Annotated in this window: 15 protein-coding genes; 7 read left to right on the top strand and 8 right to left on the bottom strand. The window is 74.3% G+C overall.

Annotated elements, in window-relative coordinates:
• The first annotated feature begins 26 nt into the window (after positions 1–26).
• The gene (locus tag ACI799_RS12905) at positions 27–593 is read left to right on the top strand and encodes a hypothetical protein (protein WP_456590085.1); all 567 of its coding nucleotides are present in this window, start codon (positions 27–29) and stop codon (positions 591–593) included.
• Here the strand turns inward: ACI799_RS12905 and ACI799_RS12910 are convergent.
• A complete protein-coding gene (locus tag ACI799_RS12910) occupies positions 563–1,642 on the bottom strand; it encodes a C40 family peptidase (protein ID WP_456590084.1) in 1,080 nt (359 codons plus the stop codon). The genes ACI799_RS12905 and ACI799_RS12910 overlap by 31 nt on opposite strands.
• A gap of 376 nt (positions 1,643–2,018) precedes the next feature.
• On the opposite strand from ACI799_RS12910, the gene ACI799_RS12915 reads away from it, so the two are divergent.
• Entirely contained in the window at positions 2,019–2,192 is a 174-nt protein-coding gene (locus tag ACI799_RS12915; protein WP_456590083.1) for a hypothetical protein, read from the top strand.
• A gap of 11 nt (positions 2,193–2,203) precedes the next feature.
• On the top strand, positions 2,204–3,091 hold the full coding sequence (locus ACI799_RS12920) for a YhjD/YihY/BrkB family envelope integrity protein (RefSeq protein WP_456613233.1): 888 nt from the start codon (positions 2,204–2,206) through the stop codon (positions 3,089–3,091).
• Here the strand turns inward: ACI799_RS12920 and ACI799_RS12925 are convergent.
• On the bottom strand, positions 3,032–5,488 hold the full coding sequence (locus ACI799_RS12925; protein ID WP_456599982.1) for a transglycosylase domain-containing protein: 2,457 nt from the start codon (positions 5,486–5,488) through the stop codon (positions 3,032–3,034). The genes ACI799_RS12920 and ACI799_RS12925 overlap by 60 nt on opposite strands.
• 183 nt (positions 5,489–5,671) lie before the next feature.
• Between ACI799_RS12925 and ACI799_RS12930 the strand changes: the two genes are divergently transcribed.
• The gene (locus tag ACI799_RS12930) at positions 5,672–6,682 is read left to right on the top strand and encodes a zinc-binding dehydrogenase (RefSeq protein WP_456613234.1); all 1,011 of its coding nucleotides are present in this window, start codon (positions 5,672–5,674) and stop codon (positions 6,680–6,682) included.
• A gap of 147 nt (positions 6,683–6,829) precedes the next feature.
• On the opposite strand, the gene ACI799_RS12935 is transcribed toward ACI799_RS12930, so the two are convergent.
• From ACI799_RS12935 to ACI799_RS12950, 4 genes are all read right to left on the bottom strand, one after another.
• A complete protein-coding gene (locus ACI799_RS12935; protein WP_456613235.1) occupies positions 6,830–7,498 on the bottom strand; it encodes an acVLRF1 family peptidyl-tRNA hydrolase in 669 nt (222 codons plus the stop codon).
• Entirely contained in the window at positions 7,495–8,748 is a 1,254-nt protein-coding gene (locus ACI799_RS12940) for an alpha/beta fold hydrolase (protein ID WP_456613236.1), read from the bottom strand. The genes ACI799_RS12935 and ACI799_RS12940 overlap by 4 nt, the downstream gene beginning before the upstream one ends.
• An 11-nt stretch (positions 8,749–8,759) precedes the next feature.
• Positions 8,760–9,974, bottom strand: coding sequence for an MFS transporter (locus tag ACI799_RS12945; protein WP_456590077.1), 1,215 nt, complete (start codon positions 9,972–9,974; stop codon positions 8,760–8,762).
• A gap of 172 nt (positions 9,975–10,146) precedes the next feature.
• A complete protein-coding gene (locus ACI799_RS12950; protein WP_456590076.1) occupies positions 10,147–11,961 on the bottom strand; it encodes a phosphoenolpyruvate carboxykinase (GTP) in 1,815 nt (604 codons plus the stop codon).
• Positions 11,962–12,161: 200 nt separating this feature from the next.
• On the opposite strand from ACI799_RS12950, the gene ACI799_RS12955 reads away from it, so the two are divergent.
• On the top strand, positions 12,162–13,337 hold the full coding sequence (locus ACI799_RS12955) for an NADH:flavin oxidoreductase/NADH oxidase (protein ID WP_456613237.1): 1,176 nt from the start codon (positions 12,162–12,164) through the stop codon (positions 13,335–13,337).
• On the opposite strand, the gene ACI799_RS12960 is transcribed toward ACI799_RS12955, so the two are convergent.
• On the bottom strand, positions 13,313–13,849 hold the full coding sequence (locus tag ACI799_RS12960) for an SRPBCC family protein (protein ID WP_456590074.1): 537 nt from the start codon (positions 13,847–13,849) through the stop codon (positions 13,313–13,315). The two genes, ACI799_RS12955 and ACI799_RS12960, sit on opposite strands and share 25 nt — an antisense overlap.
• Complete coding sequence (locus ACI799_RS12965; RefSeq protein WP_456597785.1) at positions 13,846–14,193, bottom strand: ArsR/SmtB family transcription factor; 348 nt, start codon at positions 14,191–14,193, stop codon at positions 13,846–13,848. Before ACI799_RS12965 ends, ACI799_RS12960 begins: the two co-directional genes overlap by 4 nt.
• A gap of 55 nt (positions 14,194–14,248) precedes the next feature.
• Between ACI799_RS12965 and ACI799_RS12970 the strand changes: the two genes are divergently transcribed.
• Together ACI799_RS12970 and ACI799_RS12975 are read left to right on the top strand one after the other, a co-directional pair.
• Positions 14,249–14,467: a hypothetical protein gene (locus ACI799_RS12970; protein WP_456590072.1), complete on the top strand. Its 219-nt coding sequence runs from the start codon at positions 14,249–14,251 to the stop codon at positions 14,465–14,467.
• A gap of 68 nt (positions 14,468–14,535) precedes the next feature.
• On the top strand, positions 14,536–14,778 hold the full coding sequence (locus tag ACI799_RS12975; protein WP_456590071.1) for an acyl carrier protein: 243 nt from the start codon (positions 14,536–14,538) through the stop codon (positions 14,776–14,778).
• Positions 14,779–14,807 lie beyond the last annotated feature (29 nt).

Raw genomic sequence — 14,807 nt, forward strand, 5'->3', positions numbered from 1 at the left:
CCGGCCGCGGTGGCAGGGTCGGCGTCGTGCGCGGACTGGCCCGGCGGGAGTTCTGCCTGGTGCTGCTGCGCCGGATGGCCGATCTCCGCCCCGATCTCACCGCCGCGGCGCTGCCGCGGCTGGGCGCGACCCGGGCGGAGGCGCACGCGGCGCACACCCGCTGGCAGGCGCTGCAGCACTCGCGCCGGGCACCCCGCGGGCTGGCACTGCGCTCAGCGGTCCTCGGCCCGCCCGAGGAGCTGGAGGACCGCCGCGTCGGCGACCTCGACATCCAGGTGCGGCGCTGGCCGCTGCCGCTGTGGCCGCACCTGTGGTGGGAGGTGGTCAGCGGGCCCGGTGGCGCGGTGCTCCACGAGCAGCTCGCCCGCGCGCCGGGCTCACCGGTGCCGGCGGCCCGCCCGCACCGGCTGCTGGTGTGGGAGCACGTGCTCGACGACGTCGTCGGGCTGCCGGGTGCGCGCGGCCTCGACCCGGGGGTGCCGACCCGCGCGGAGGTGCGCCTCCCCGGCGGGGTGCGCGCGGTCTTCGTGTGGGGCCTGCTGCAGCAGGTCACCCGGCACGATCAGCCGGCGATGCGCCGGGCCCCGCTGTAGCCGCCCATCGAGTCGATGCTCGCCACCTTGACGACGTCGCCCGACGTGGGCGCATGCACCATCTGGCCGTCGCCGATGTAGATGCCCACGTGGCTGACCGGGCTGTAGAAGAACACGAGGTCACCCGGGCGCAGCTGGTCGCGGGAGACCGACTGGCCGGTGGCTGCCTGGTTCCGGCTGGCGCGCGGTAGCGAGATGCCGGCCGCCCGGTAGGCGTAGGAGGTGAGCCCCGAGCAGTCGAAGGCGCTGGGCCCCGTGGCCGCCCACACGTAGGGCTTCCCACGCTGGGCCATGGCGGTGTCCACGGCGATCTGCGCCGCCTCGCTGTCGGCCACCACGGGCGCGGACGGCGCCGGCGCAGTGGGCTCCCGGTCGTCGCGGCTGGCCCGCTGCGACTCGGTGCCGCGCTCCTCGGCGTGGTGGGCCTGGGCCACCGCCTGGCGCTCCTGGGCGCTGAGCTGGTCGAACTGCGCGCGGAACTCGTCGACCTGCGCCTGCAGGTCGGCCTGCTGCCCGGCGACGGCGTCGTAGGCGGCCTGCGCCTGGACCGCGGCCTCGTGCGCGGTGGCCTGGGCCTGCGCGGCGGCCACGTTGGCCTCGGCGGCGCGGGCGAGGACGACACCCTGGTGGCCGGAGATCGTCTCCAGCGTGGCCACGCGGGTGACGAACTCGTCGGCCGAGCTGCTGGTGAGCAGCGCCTGGAAGGAGCCCAGCCCCTCACCGGTCCAGGCGCTGCGCGCGATGCCGCGGACCGCCTCCTGGGCGCGGGCGAGGTCGGCGGTGGCCTGCGCCAGCTGTGCGGCCGCGGCCTCCGCGGCCGCCTGCTGGCCCGTCAGCGCGTCGCGCGCCTCGTTGAACCGCTCGGTGACGACCTCGAGCTGGTGGCCGCGCTCGGCGACCAGCCGGGCGGCCTCGGCCGAGGTTGCGGGGGAGCCGGGATCCGCGGCTGCCGGGACCGTGGCGAGGAGGATGCCGACGGTGCCGGCCAGGGCCAGCCCCACCCGTCCGGCGGTGCGGCGGCGAGCGGGCGTGCGCAGGGGGGTCGCCATGGTGCGGCGGCTCTCCGATCTCATCCACGGCCGCCTGCCGGGGGCCCGGCCGGGCACGCGCGGGCACGCCGGGACGGAGGGGTCCGTCCCACCTGCGTGCCGCAGCGTTGCCTGGCCGGCACCCGCGCCTGTGCGGGTGCCCGGTTCGCTCGACGGCGCCCGGCGGAGGTCACTCGGTAGTGACAGAAAGCCCCGACGGACACACTCACCGTAGGCGGCGTGACCCGGTCGTGACAATGCCCGTAACGACATTCGTGTAGTTCTCCTGCGCGTCCTGTCACAGCCGTCCCAGCCACCTGCGCGTTCGCTCCGCAGGGGCGGTGGACGCCCCACCGGGGTCCGTTTCGGCACGGCTCCGCGGGACCACTATCGGTGGATGGACATCCGGAAGCCCCTCCTGCTGCTCGCGCTCGCCGGGTCGCTGGTCGCCTGCGGCGACAACACCGACATCCAGCGCGGGGAGACGAACTGCGACGCCAGCGGTGAGCAGGCGGACAACCCGCACGACGCCAGCTGCGAGGAGACCGGCTCCAACACCGGCACCGACTGAACCCGCCACGCGTGGGCTGGTTCTCCCGGGCCGTCGCCTGGCTGCGCGACCTGGCCCGGGGCGTACGCGCCCGGCTGCGGGGACGCGACCTCATGCTGATCGCCGCGGGGCTCACCTTCTACGCCGGCATCGCCGTCGTGCCGCTGCTGCTGCTGGCGTTCGGTCTGACCTCCTGGCTCACCTCCCCCGAGCGGGTGCACGCCCTCGGCGAGCGGCTGGCCGAGCTGCTGCCCGGCGCGCTCGACGCACCGACCGCCGTGACCCGCCTGGTCGACGCCGGCACGGGCCTGGACCCGCTCGGCGGGCTGCTGGCGCTGCTGCCCATGTCCTTCTACGGCGAGGGTCTCCGGCGCGCGCTGCTGCGCTTCGGCTCCCGGCACGAGGGGATGACCGGCTGGCGCGGCAGGCTGGCCGCTCTGCCGCTGCTGCTGATCACCCCGGTGCTGCTGTACCCGCTGCTGCTGGCGGCCGGGCAGATGGCCGACCTCGCCGACCGCGGCGGGGTGGCCGCCGTCGTCGGGCAGGTGGCCCTCGGCTACTACGCGGTACTGGCCGCCCTCACCCTGCCGCTGGCCTGGGGGTTCCGGGTCGTCGGGGGAGGTCGCGTGCGGTGGCCGGCGCTGATGGTGGGCGCGCTGTTCACCGCCGCCTGCCTGTCCGGCTTCCTGCAGGGCTTCGTGCTGTTCCTGGCGCTGCCGCTGGACCTGGGCGCGCCGTTCGGCGACATCGACGTCGTCGGTGGGGTCGCGGCGCTCGGCGTGTGGCTGTTCCTCCTGCACCTGGTGGTGCTGCTCGGCTGGCTGGCCACCCAGGAGCTCGACGAGCGGCTGAAGCGGCGGTCAGCGCCGCGGCGGGGACCGGTAGGGGGACCGGTCGAGCCAGGTCCCGGTCTCGCCTAGCGTCGGCTCGTCCGGGGGCGGGGATCCGCCGGTCCCGGTGTCCGGCTCCGCCACGACCGGCGGCGTGGACGGCGGGGGCGTGGACGGCGGGGACGTGGACGGCGGGGGCGTGGACGGCGGGGGCGCGGATGGCGGGGGCGCCGGCACCGGCTCGGGAGCGGGCGGGGGCGGGGGCGGCGGCACGTAGCGGGAGCCGTTGCTCACCAGGATCGAGACGACCTGCCCTCGCACCGCCCGGCCGCCGGCCGGCGGACTCGTGCCCACGAGCTCTCCGTCGGCCAGGTCGCTGTCCACCCGCACCACGACGTCGAGGAAACCGGCGTCGCCGAGCACCTCCTGGCAGGCGAACGGATCACCGCAGGACGGCACCCGGATCGTGTTGCCCCGCACCACCGCGGGATCCGCGGGCGGGAAGTCGCTGCTGCCCCGGGCGCCGAGCACCGGCGCCATGGCGTCGTGCCAGATGGTGGCGCCCTTGCCGCCCCCGAAGCCGCCGACGTCCTCGGCCTCCTTGGGGTTGAACACCATCACGCTGGCGGCGATCTCCGGGGTGTACCCGACGAACGCCACCGAGACGTTGTCCTGGGTGGTGCCGGTCTTCCCCGCGATCTGGTGGCCCGGCACGTACGCCCGCCGGCCGGTCTGGCCGCCGTAGCCCGGCTCGACGTCCTTGCGCAGCATCTGGTTGAGCGTGTTCGCCACCCCGGACGGGATCGCCTCGGGGGTGCAGCGGTCGCCGTCCACGAGCGGCTCGCCGTCCGCACCCAGGACGGGCTCCCCGTTCCGGTCGAGCAGCCCGGTGACCGGGACGACGTCGCACCGGGTGCCCGAGGCCGCGAGCGTCGAGTAGGCGCTGGCCAGCCCCAGCGGGCTCGTCGCGTCGGGGCCGAAGGCGAACGAGCCGTTGTTCTCGTCGATCGTGCGCTGCGCCAGGCCCCGGGGGCCGTGGGCGTAGAGACCCATGCGCTCGGCCATGCGCACCGGCTCCTCGACGCTGCCGAGCGCGTCCTCGAGGGCCAGGAAGTAGGTGTTGGAGGACTGGTAGAGCGCGGTCGTGAGGTCCAGCGAGGCCCGGTAGCTCCCGGCGTTCCGAACCCGGTAGGGCCCGCCGTCGGCCTGGTAGACGCGCGAGTAGTACGGGTTGGGGGCGGTCAGCGTGTACTCGGTCGAGTAGCCGCGGGCCAGCGCGGCGGCCGCCACGAACACCTTGTACGTGGACCCGGCGCCCCGGCTGGGCAGCGCGTTGAGGTTGACCGACTCCTGCCGCTCGTCGTGCTCGTCGTGGCCGAAGATGCGGTTGACGCTCATCGCCAGCAGGTGGCCGGTGCCCGGCTCCACCGCGGTGAAGGTGGCCGCCAGCGAGCTCTCCAGCGGCTGGTTGGCCAGCACGGCGGCGTCGCCGGCGCGCTGCAGGTCGGCGTCCAGCGTGGTCTGGACGACGTAGCCGTTGCGCTCGAGATCGTCCTGGGTGAGCCCGAGCTCCTCGATCAGGTACCGCTGGACGAAGTCGCAGACGTAGGCGCCCACGGACGCCTCGACGCAGCCGCGGCGCGGTGCGGGAGCGGGAGCCAGGTCGAGCGGGGCGGCCTCGGCCTCGGCCTGCTGCTCCGGGCTGATGTAGCCCTGCTCGGCCATACGGGCCAGCACCTGGTTGCGCCGGACGGTCGCGCCCTCGGGGTCGGTGAACGGGTCGTGGTCGGACGGGCTCTGCACCAGGCCGGCCAACAGGGCCGCCTGGGGCAGGGTCAGCTCGGCGGCGTCGACGCCGAAGAAGGCCTGGGCCGCGGGCTGCACGCCGTAGGCATTGCGCCCGAAGTAGACGATGTTCAGGTAGCGGGTGAGCAGCTCGTCCTTGCTGTAGGTGGACTCCATCGCCAGCGCCAGCCGGGCCTCGCGCAGCTTGCGGCCGAAGGTCTTCTCGATGGCGGCGTCGCGGTCGGCCGGGGTCCGCGCGGACTGCAGCAGGGTCTGCTTCACCAGCTGCTGGGTCAGCGTGGACCCGCCTTCCTCCACCTCCCCGGCGGCGATGTTGGTGACCAGAGCACGCGCTGTGCCCTGCACGTCCAGACCGCCGTGGTCGTAGAAGCGCGCGTCCTCCACGGCCACCAGCGCCTGCCGCATCACCTCGGCGATCCGGTCGAACGTCACCGGGTCGCGGTTCTCCCGGTAGAACGAGGTGATCACCTCGCCGTTGGCCGCGAGCATCACGCTGTTGCGGGCCGGCACCTCGACGGAGAACTCCTCCGGCGGCTCGCCCAGCAGAGCCGAGGAGCTCTGCGCGGCCAGGGCCGGCCCGCCGACCCACGGCAGCAGCAACCCGGCCAGCAGTACCCCGGCCAGCAGGATGGCGCCCGCCAGCGTGAGCAGGGTGCGACCGGTCCCCGTGCGCGACTCCATGACCCTCCCCACGACAGAAAGCCCAGCTCAGCAGGGAAGATCACCGATGACAACCACCCGCGCGGGGGTACGGCCACCGGAACCGTCCCGTCCGTCACCGGGGACCCGCCCGCCCCACCGGCTCCTCCGGTCGCGGGCCGGGCCCGGTTCGTCGGCGCGGTGCCCACGGCGTTGGATGGGGGCATGCCTGATTCGATGCTGGCCGGCCGGCTGAACGTGCGCACCCGAGACTTCGTGGTCAAGGAGGTGCCCAAGCCGACGCCCGGCCCCGGCGAGGTGCTGATCCGGGTCGCCGCGGCCGGCATCTGCCTCTCCGACGTCCACCTCATCGAGGGGCAGCTGTCCCCGCTGTTCCTCGCCGGCGACGAGGTGACCCTCGGCCACGAGGTGGCCGGCACCGTCGCCGACCTGGGTGACGGGGTGAGCGGACTGGCCGAGGGCCAGCGGGTGCTGCTGCAGGCCGGGGAGGAGAAGGACGGCTGGGTGCACACCCGCGGCGTCGACTACGACGGCGGCTGGGCGCAGTACGCGCTGGCCACCGCGGACACGGTCGTGCCCATCCCCGGCGACCTCCCGTTCGAGCAGGCGTGCATCGTGCCCGACGCGGTGTCGACGCCGTGGGCCTCGATCGTGCGGACGGCGCAGGTGCGGGCCGCCCAGCCCGTCGGCGTCTGGGGCATCGGCGGCCTCGGCGCGCACGCGGTGCAGCTGCTGCGCCTGGCCGGGGCCGCCCCGATCGTCGCCGTCGACCCGGTGCCGGCCGCCCGGCAGCGGGCGCTGGACTTCGGCGCGGACCTCGCGCTGGACCCGGCCGAGGACATCGCCGCCCGCGTCCGCGAGCTGACCGGCGGCGCCGGGCTGGCGTTCGCCTTCGACTTCGCCGGGGTGGCGCCGGTGCGCGAGCAGGCCGTGCGCTGCCTGGAGCGCGACGGCGCCCTGGTGCTGGTGGGCCTCACCGACCAGCCGCTGGAGATCCGCAACGGCACCCAGTTCAGCTACTTCGGCCAGCGGATCCTGGGCCACTACGGCTCCGAGCCCGCCCACGTGGTCGAGCTGGTGAACCTGATCCGCCACCACCGGCTGGACCTGTCGCGGTCGATCTCCGGCACGCTGTCCCTCGCCGACGCCGCTGAGGGCGTGGAGCGGCTGGCGCACAAGCAGGGCAACCCCATCCGGCTGGTCATCACGCCCTGAGCACGGCTCAGCAGTCGGACGGACGAGTCCACCTGTCAGCGGCCGGGGAGCCGGCCCATGAGCTCGGGCACGTGCACCAGCCGGGTCCAGCCGCTCCGACGCACGTCCACCCGGGTCACGGCGCGGCCAGACGTCCGGCGGTCCGGCTCAACCCAGGGGCGGAGACGGCTCGCGGATGACCACCTGCACCGCGCGGAACTGCTTGGGTGTCTCCAGCAGCACCACCTTGGTCGGCTCGCCCACCTCCAGGGCGGGCTCCCGACGCAGCGCGGCCAACGCGCGGAGCCGGGGGCCGGCGAGCACGTCGTCGACGAGCCCCCGGTCGCCCCCGGTGAACAACGCCGCCAGCCCGTCGGCGTGCGGCAGCAGGACCCGGGCGGCGGTCTCGACCGCGTGGTCGACGACGGCGTCGGTCTGGTGGGCGCGGCGGCGGGCGAACCGCTGCTGCGACCAGCCGCCGGCCGCCGTCCGGCCCTGAACCTGCCGCGCGTCGACCTTGGAGACGACCAGCTGGTCGCCGTCGAAGACGCCGACCGCCCACCGGCCGCGGCGCACCAGCAGCACCGCGGCGCGCCGGGGCCGACCGGCGGCGGCGGTGAAGCTGCCCAGCAGCGGCGGCTCGGGCACCCAGCCGAACGGGGCGCGCAGGACCACGCTCGTCGTGTCGGCGCAGGTGATCCGCAGCCCGTCGTCGGCCGACTCCACCGCGGTGAAGGCGCCGTGCCGGGTGGCGACGCCGTCCAGCCAGCGACCCAGCCGCTCGGGCGCCACCCCCAGCCGCCGGCCGCCCCCGGCGGCGGGCCGCGGGCGGGTCACCGGGACCGCAGGGTGAGCAGCCGGTCGAGCACGTCGCCCACGCGCAGGCCGTCGTGCTCGTGCTCGTTGGTCACCCAGGTGCGCACGTTGCCGACCGCCTCGGCCGTCTCCAGCGACAGGCCGGCGTCGACGTACATGTCGTCGAAGTAGACGGCGGCGTCGACCGGCACCTCGTTGGCGGCCAGCCGCGCCGGGTCGTAGAGGGCGGGGAACTCCTCCAGCTCGGCCAGTGCGTGCACGGCCGGCGCGAACGGCCGCAGCGACGCGATCTCCTCGAACATCCACGGGTAGACCATCTCGCCGGTGAACGGCAGCGGGCGGCGGGCGCCGTCGAACTCCGGCCCCCGCTCGTCCTGCGCCGCCCATCCGACCGGGCCGGGCCCCTGCGCGTAGATGCTCTCGTGCAGCGCCGCGTAGAGCGGGTCGTCCCGGTAGGAGGTCCGCCGGGCCACCTGGTCGAGGAAGGTGTCGGACAGCTCGCCGTCGCCGTCGAACGCCTCCTCGAACAGCCAGTGCAGCTCCGTGGCGCCGTCCCGCATGCCCAGCGCCTGACCGACGGTCTGCAGGCGGCGCACGGTGAGCCGGTCGCCGTCGGGCAGGACCGCGGGTGCGGCGGCCAGCCGGTCGGCGACGGCGGCGACCTGCGCGACGTCGTCGGGAAACCGCTCGTAGAGCCGGCGGGTGCGCGCGGCGACGCGGGGATAGGTGCGCCGGTAGACCTCGCGGGCGTCGGCGCGCAGGCCCGGCAGCCCTCCGGTGACCAGGCAGCGGGTGAGGCCCTCGGGCGCGCGCGAGAGATAGGTCAGGGTGACGAAGCCGCCGTAGCTCTGGCCCAGGGTGGTCCACGGCCGGCCGCCGTAGAGGGTGGCCCGCACGTGCTCGGCGTCGGCCACGATCGAGTCCGCCCGGAACGCCAGCAGGTGGCGGGCGGCCGCGCCGGCGTCGGGGAACCGGCCGATCATCGCGCCGGTGATGCGCGAGCTGCGCCCGGTGCCGCGCTGGTCGAGGAGGACGACCCGGAAGTCGCGGAGCGCGCGCTCGATCCAGCCACCACGGGTCGGTCGCGGCGACTTGCCGCCCGGGCCGCCCTGCAGGAAGAGCAGGAGGGGCAGGTCGTCGGCGCGCCTGTCGGGGTGGACGAGCTCGCGGACGAACACCGAGATCGTCGCGCCGTCGTCGCCGCCCCACCGCAGCGGCACCGTCACCGCCCGGTCGCGCACGTGCGCGCCGGGGAGCGTGTACTCCGGCACGGAAAGCCCGGTCAGCCGGCGAGCGCGGGCTCGGCGACGTGCTCGGCGGGGACGTGCAGCAGCCGCTGGAAGAGCGCGACGACGACGGCCGCGACCGCGGCCGCGACGATGGCCACCAGGAACGCCGTGTTCGCGCCCGCGACGTCGACGAGCTTGCCCGCCACGGACGCCCCGAGGGCCACGCCCAGGCCCAGCGCGGTCCCGATCCAGGTGAACGCCTCGGTGACCGCGGCGCGCGGCACCAGCAGTTCGGCGAGGGTGAAGGAGCTGATCAGCGACGGCGAGACCGCGACGCCGGCGACGATCACGAACGGGACCATCAGCCACACGTCCTGGATCAGCGTGAGCGGGACGACGAGCACCGTCAGCACCGCGAGGGCGACGACCAGCCGCCGCCGCAGCGGGACGCGCCAGTGGACCATGCCCCAGCCGATGCCGCTGGCCATCGAGCCGAGCGCCAGCCCCGCGATGAGGACGCCGGACATCGACATGGCGCCCCGCTCGTCGGCGAACGCCACCAGCGCGATCTCCAGGGTGCCGAGGATCGCCCCCACCGCCGCGCCGACCACGAAGAGCACGCGCAGGCCGGTGGTGCGGATCGCCGAGGGCCCCTGCCGGCTGGCGTGCCCGTGCGGTTCGGGCTCGGTGCGGCGCTGCGCGGCGAACAGCAGGCTGCCCACGGTGGCGAGGGTGAATGCCGTGACGACACCGGAGGTGGCGTGGCCCGTCGTCGAGAGGAACGTGACCAGCACCGGGCCGATGATGAAAACGAACTCGTCGACGACGGACTCCATCGCCAGCGCCGTGGGCAGCCGGTGGCTCCCGCGCAGCAGATGGGTCCAGCGGACACGGATCATCGAGGAGACCGGCGGGATGCAGGCACCGGCCAGCCCCGCGGAGGTGAAGACGATCCAGAGCGGCCAGGCCTCCCGCACGGAGAACAGGAAGACCAGGCCGGAGAGGACGAAGACGACCAGCACCGGCAGCAGCACCCGGCGCTGGCCGTGGGTGTCGGCCCAGCGGCCGAGCAGCGGACCGGCGATGGCCGTCGTCACCGCGCCCACCGCAGCGACCGCGCCGCCCAGGCCGTAGGAGCCGGTCTCCGACGCCACGAGCAGGACGCTGCCCAGCCCCACCATCGACAGCGGCAACCGGCCGATGAAGGCCGACAGGACCATGGGCAGGGCATGCGGGGTCCGGAGCACCTGCAGGTACGGATTCGCCACGGGCGGGGTGCCTCCGGGAGCGGGAAGGGGGCTACGCCACGCTAACCGACCGTGGCACACGGTGCCGCGAGGACGCCCCAGGACGCAGACGACCGGGCGCCTGCGCGCTGGGCGGGAACGACGAGGGCCCGGAACCGCGACGCTGCGGTTCCGGGCCCTGCCTCTGCCGGGCTTACGCCAGGCGGCTCTTGAGGATCTCCAGCTCGTCCCACATGGTGCTGGGGAGCTTGTCGCCGAACTTCTCGAACCACTCGGTGATCTGCGGGATCTCCTCGCGCCACTCCTCCGGCTTCACCGCGAGGGCCTGCTCGACCTGCTCGGTGGTCATGTCCAGGCCGGAGACGTCGAGGGAGTCCGCCGTCGGCACGTGGCCAACGGGGGTCTCGACGGCGGCCGCGGTGCCCTCGAGGCGCTCGATGACCCACTTGAGCACGCGGCTGTTCTCGCCGAAGCCCGGCCACAGGAAGCCGCCGTCGGCGTCCCGGCGGAACCAGTTGACGTAGAAGATCTTCGGCAGCTTGCTGGCGTCGTGCTGCTTGCCGGTCTCGACCCAGTGGCCGAAGTAGTCACCGGCGTTGTAGCCGATGAACGGCAGCATGGCGAACGGGTCGCGGCGGACGACGCCGACGGCGCCGGTCGCGGCGGCGGTGGTCTCCGAGGAGAGCGTCGCGCCCATGAACACGCCGTGGTTCCAGTCCCGGGCCTCGGTGACCAGCGGGATCGTGGTCTTGCGGCGGCCGCCGAAGAGGATCGCCGAGATCGGCACACCCTTGGGGTCCTCGTACTCCGGCGCCAGGATCGGGCACTGGGTGATCGGGGTGCAGAACCGCGAGTTGGGGTGCGACGAGAGCTCGCCGGACTCCGGCGTCCAGTCCCGGCCCTTCCAGTCGGTCAGGTGGGCCGGCGGCTCGTCGGTCATCCCCTCCCACCAGATGTCGCCGTCGTCGGTGAGGGCGACGTTGGTGAAGACCGAGTTGCCCTTGTCGATCGTGCGCATGGCGTTGGGGTTGGTGTCCCAGCCGGTGCCGGGCGCGACGCCGAAGAGGCCGAACTCGGGGTTGAGGGCGTAGAGGCGCCCGTCCTCGCCGAAGCGCATCCAGGCGATGTCGTCGCCCAGGGTCTCGACCTTCCAGCCGGGGATGGTCGGCTCGAGCATCGCCAGGTTGGTCTTCCCGCAGGCCGAGGGGAAGGCGGCGGCGATGTAGTAGGTCTTCTGCTGCGGGTTGGTGAGCTTGAGGATCAGCATGTGCTCGGCCAGCCAGCCCTCGTCGCGGGCCATGACCGAGGCGATCCGCAGCGAGTAGCACTTCTTGCCCAGCAGCGCGTTGCCGCCGTAGCCGGAGCCGTAGGACCAGATGGCCCGCTCCTCGGGGAAGTGCACGATGTACTTGGTGTCGCTGCACGGCCACGGGACGTCGGCCTGCCCCGGCTCCAGCGGGGCGCCGAGGGAGTGCATCGCCGGCACGAACGGCCGGTCGGAGCCCATCGCCTCGAGGATGCGGCTGCCGATGCGGGCCATCACCCGCATGGAGACGACGACGTACTCGGAGTCGGTGAGCTCGACGCCGAACATCGGGTTCTCGGCCTCGACCGGGCCCATGCAGAAGGGGATCACGTACATCGTCCGACCGCGCATGCACCCGCGGTACAGCTCGGTCATGATCGACTTCATCTCGTCCGGGGCCATCCAGTTGTTGGTGGGCCCCGCGTCGGCCTCGTCGACCGAGCAGATGAAGGTGCGGTCCTCGACGCGCGCGACGTCGCTGGGGTCGCTGGCGCACCAGAACGAGTTGGGCTTCTTCTCCAGCGGCGTGAAGGTGCCGGCGTCGACGAGCTTGCGGGTGAGCCGCTCCCACTCCTCGTCGGTGCCGTCGACCCAGACCACCTGGTCCGGCGTCGTCAGCTCCGCCATCTCGCGCACCCAGGCCAGCAGCCGGGCGTGCGTCGTGGGGGCGTTCTCCAGACCTGGGGTGGCCACGGTGGTCACGGCGTCTCCATCCTCTGCGTCGCCGGGGCGGACTCCCGCTCCGACGGTGGTGCCCTACGTGCCGCGGCCGCGGGACGGCCGTGCGGATCGGGTCAGCGTACAAGCGCAGACATGCGCCCGTAACGAGACAAATGTTACGTATAGGACGTCTACCGCTCAGCTCGGAACAGGCTGGTGGAAGGCGGTGTTCGCCACACTTCGTGAGCTCTCCCGCGCTTCTCTCGCCGCTCCGTCTCCGCGACGTGACGCTACGCAATCGCCTCGCCGTGGCCCCGATGTGCCAGTACTCGGTGACCGACGGCCGGGTCGGCGACTACCACCTCGTGCACCTCGGGCGGTTCGCCCTGGGCGGCTTCGGGCTGGTGGTCGTGGAGGCCACCGCGGTGACCCCGGAGGGGCGGATCAGCCACGGCGACGTCGGCCTGTGGTCCGACGACCACGCACCCGGGCTGGCCCGGGTGGTCGACTTCCTGCACGCCGAGGGGACGGCGGCAGGCATCCAGCTGGCGCACGCCGGCGCCAAGGCCAGCAGCCGCCGGCCGTGGGAGGGCTCGGGGCCGGTGACCGAGGACGACGCCCGCCCGGGCGAGGCCCCGTGGCCGACCGTCTCGGCGTCCGCCGTGCCGGCCGGGGACGGATGGCCGGTGCCGCACGCGCTGAGCGAGGCGGAGCTGGCGGGGGTGCGCGAGGCGTTCGCCGCCGCCGCCCGGCGGGCCGATGCCGCCGGGTTCGACGTGGTGGAGGTGCACGCCGCGCACGGCTACCTGCTGCACCAGTTCCTCTCCCCGCTCACCAACCGGCGCGACGACTCGTACGGGGGCTCCCGCGAGGCGCGGATGCGGTTCCCGCTCGAGGTGGTGGACGCGGTGCGCGCCGCCTGGCCCGCCGGCAAGCCGCTGCTGGTGCGGGTCTCCGCCGTCGACGGCTCCGGCGACGGGCTGACGATCGAGGACACGGTGGCCTTCGCCCGGGAGCTGCGCACCCGCGGGGTGGACGCCGTCGACGTCTCCGGCGGCGGCATCGGCGGGGGCTGGGAGCACCCGATCGGCTACGGCTACCAGGTGCCCTACGCCGCGGCGATCCGTGAGCAGGCCGACATCCCGACGATGGCCGTGGGGCTGGTCGTCGACGCCCGGCAGGCCGAGGCGATCGTCGCCGGCGGCGCCGCGGACCTGGTCGCGGTGGCGCGCGAGGCGCAGGACGACCCGAACTTCGCCGTGCACGCCGCCCGGGACCTCACCGACGGCTACGACGCCTCCCCGGTGCAGGCAGGCCCCCGGCTCGCCTCGCGGGGGCGCCTGCTGGGCCGGCTCGGCCCGTGGACCGGCCCGGACCCGGTCCAGGTGACCGATCAGGCCCCGGCGGGTCGCCCGTAGCCCGGACCGGTCTCGGCGAGGAAGGCCGCCCAGTCGCCCGGGGCCGGGCGGCCGCCGAGTTCGGCATCGAGCTTGTCGAGGTACCAGTGCCAGCCCATCGCGAAGTCGGTGACGTCGAGGCCGGCGGCGAAGAACTGCACGAAGCGGAGGACGGTCCGATCGCCCTCCACGAACAGGTCCAGGTCGATGCGCCAGACGCCGAGGCCGTCCTGCTCCTGGGTCCACTGCACGACCAGCCGGCGCGGCGGGTCGCACTCGACGATCGCCATCGGCTCCCCGACCGGTTCGTCCTCGTGCGTCATCGTGAAGGTGCCCGTGCCACCGGGCCCGCGCTCGCCCTCGTAGGTGCCGATCCAGCGGGCCAGGCGGACGGGCTCGGTGAGTGCTGCCCAGACGTCCTCGATCGGGTCGGGCCAGCTGCGGCGGAACTCCAGCCGCTGCCGGCCGTCCGGCTCGGTGGTGACGACGCCGCGCCGGGTCTCCAGATCGGTGTCGCTGCCGCGTGGGGTCATGTCGGTCCTCCGTCCCTGCGCGCCCGCCGGCCGCGGGCGATCTCGGTGTCCAGGGCGTCCAGTCGGTGCGCCCACAGGTCGCGGTAGGGCTCCAGCCACTCGTCGAGCTCGCGCAGCGGCTTCGGGTCGAGCGCGTAGCGGCGCTCCCGCCCCTCGGCCCGCACCCGGACCAGCCCGCTCTCGCGGAGGACGCGCAGGTGCCGGCTGATCGCGGGGCGGCTGACCGGGAACGGCGCCGCCAGCTCCCCCGCCGTCCGCTCCCCGCCGGCCAGCAGCGCGATCAGCTCGCGCCGCGTCGGGTCCGCCAGTGCCTGGAGCGCCTCCACGCCCGATGCGTAACACATGTGTTACGTATCCGTCGAGGGGTTGGCGCACGGCGCCCCGGGAAAGGAGGCGTCCATGACCGTCACCGATCCCGACAACCCCGATCCGCTCAACGACCCCCGGACCCTGCAGGCCGATCCGGGCGCCTACGGCGAGGGCGCCGACCTCGCCTCGGCCGGGGACGACGCGACGTCGAGCGGCGAGGACGAGCTGCCCACCAGCCAGAACCTGGAGGACGAGGCGGGCGGCAGCGACGTCACCGGAGGCGCGTTCGGCGGGACCCCGCCGGCCTGACCGTGTGACGAACCGGTTCTTCCGGGGTAGGGCGGCCTCGTCCCACACACCTGAACCGAGGAGGACCGATGGCCACCGGTGAGACCGGCTTCGAGGACGTCTTCTACGACCTCGTCTCCGTCCAGTACCACTCGCTCAAGGCCGGGCACGACTACGGCCAGTACGTCCGGGACGCCGAGAACGCCGGCCTGGACGACGTCGCGGCGTTCTTCCGCGAGGTCATGGAGCAGGACTCCCAGCGCGCGAAGCGCTGCCACGAGTTCCTCGGCCGCCTGCAGGGCACCGAGCAGGGCGGCCCCGCCACCCAGTGACTCCGCTGTGGGTCAGCGAGACGATGGGC

It is taken from the genome of Blastococcus sp. SYSU DS0753, assembly GCF_054051175.1.

What these genes read in the sequence shown, in the direction of transcription:
- ACI799_RS12925 (WP_456599982.1), bottom strand. Translation starts at nt 5,488, where the DNA reads ATGGAGTCGCGCACGGGGACCGGTCGCACCCTGCTCACGCTGGCGGGC.
- ACI799_RS12965 (WP_456597785.1), bottom strand. Translation starts at nt 14,193, where the DNA reads ATGTGTTACGCATCGGGCGTGGAGGCGCTCCAGGCACTGGCGGACCCG.
- ACI799_RS12930 (WP_456613234.1), top strand. Translation starts at nt 5,672, where the DNA reads ATGCCTGATTCGATGCTGGCCGGCCGGCTGAACGTGCGCACCCGAGAC.
- ACI799_RS12970 (WP_456590072.1), top strand. Translation starts at nt 14,249, where the DNA reads ATGACCGTCACCGATCCCGACAACCCCGATCCGCTCAACGACCCCCGG.
- ACI799_RS12915 (WP_456590083.1), top strand. Translation starts at nt 2,019, where the DNA reads ATGGACATCCGGAAGCCCCTCCTGCTGCTCGCGCTCGCCGGGTCGCTG.
- ACI799_RS12975 (WP_456590071.1), top strand. Translation starts at nt 14,536, where the DNA reads ATGGCCACCGGTGAGACCGGCTTCGAGGACGTCTTCTACGACCTCGTC.
- ACI799_RS12960 (WP_456590074.1), bottom strand. Translation starts at nt 13,849, where the DNA reads ATGACCCCACGCGGCAGCGACACCGATCTGGAGACCCGGCGCGGCGTC.
- ACI799_RS12910 (WP_456590084.1), bottom strand. Translation starts at nt 1,642, where the DNA reads ATGGCGACCCCCCTGCGCACGCCCGCTCGCCGCCGCACCGCCGGACGG.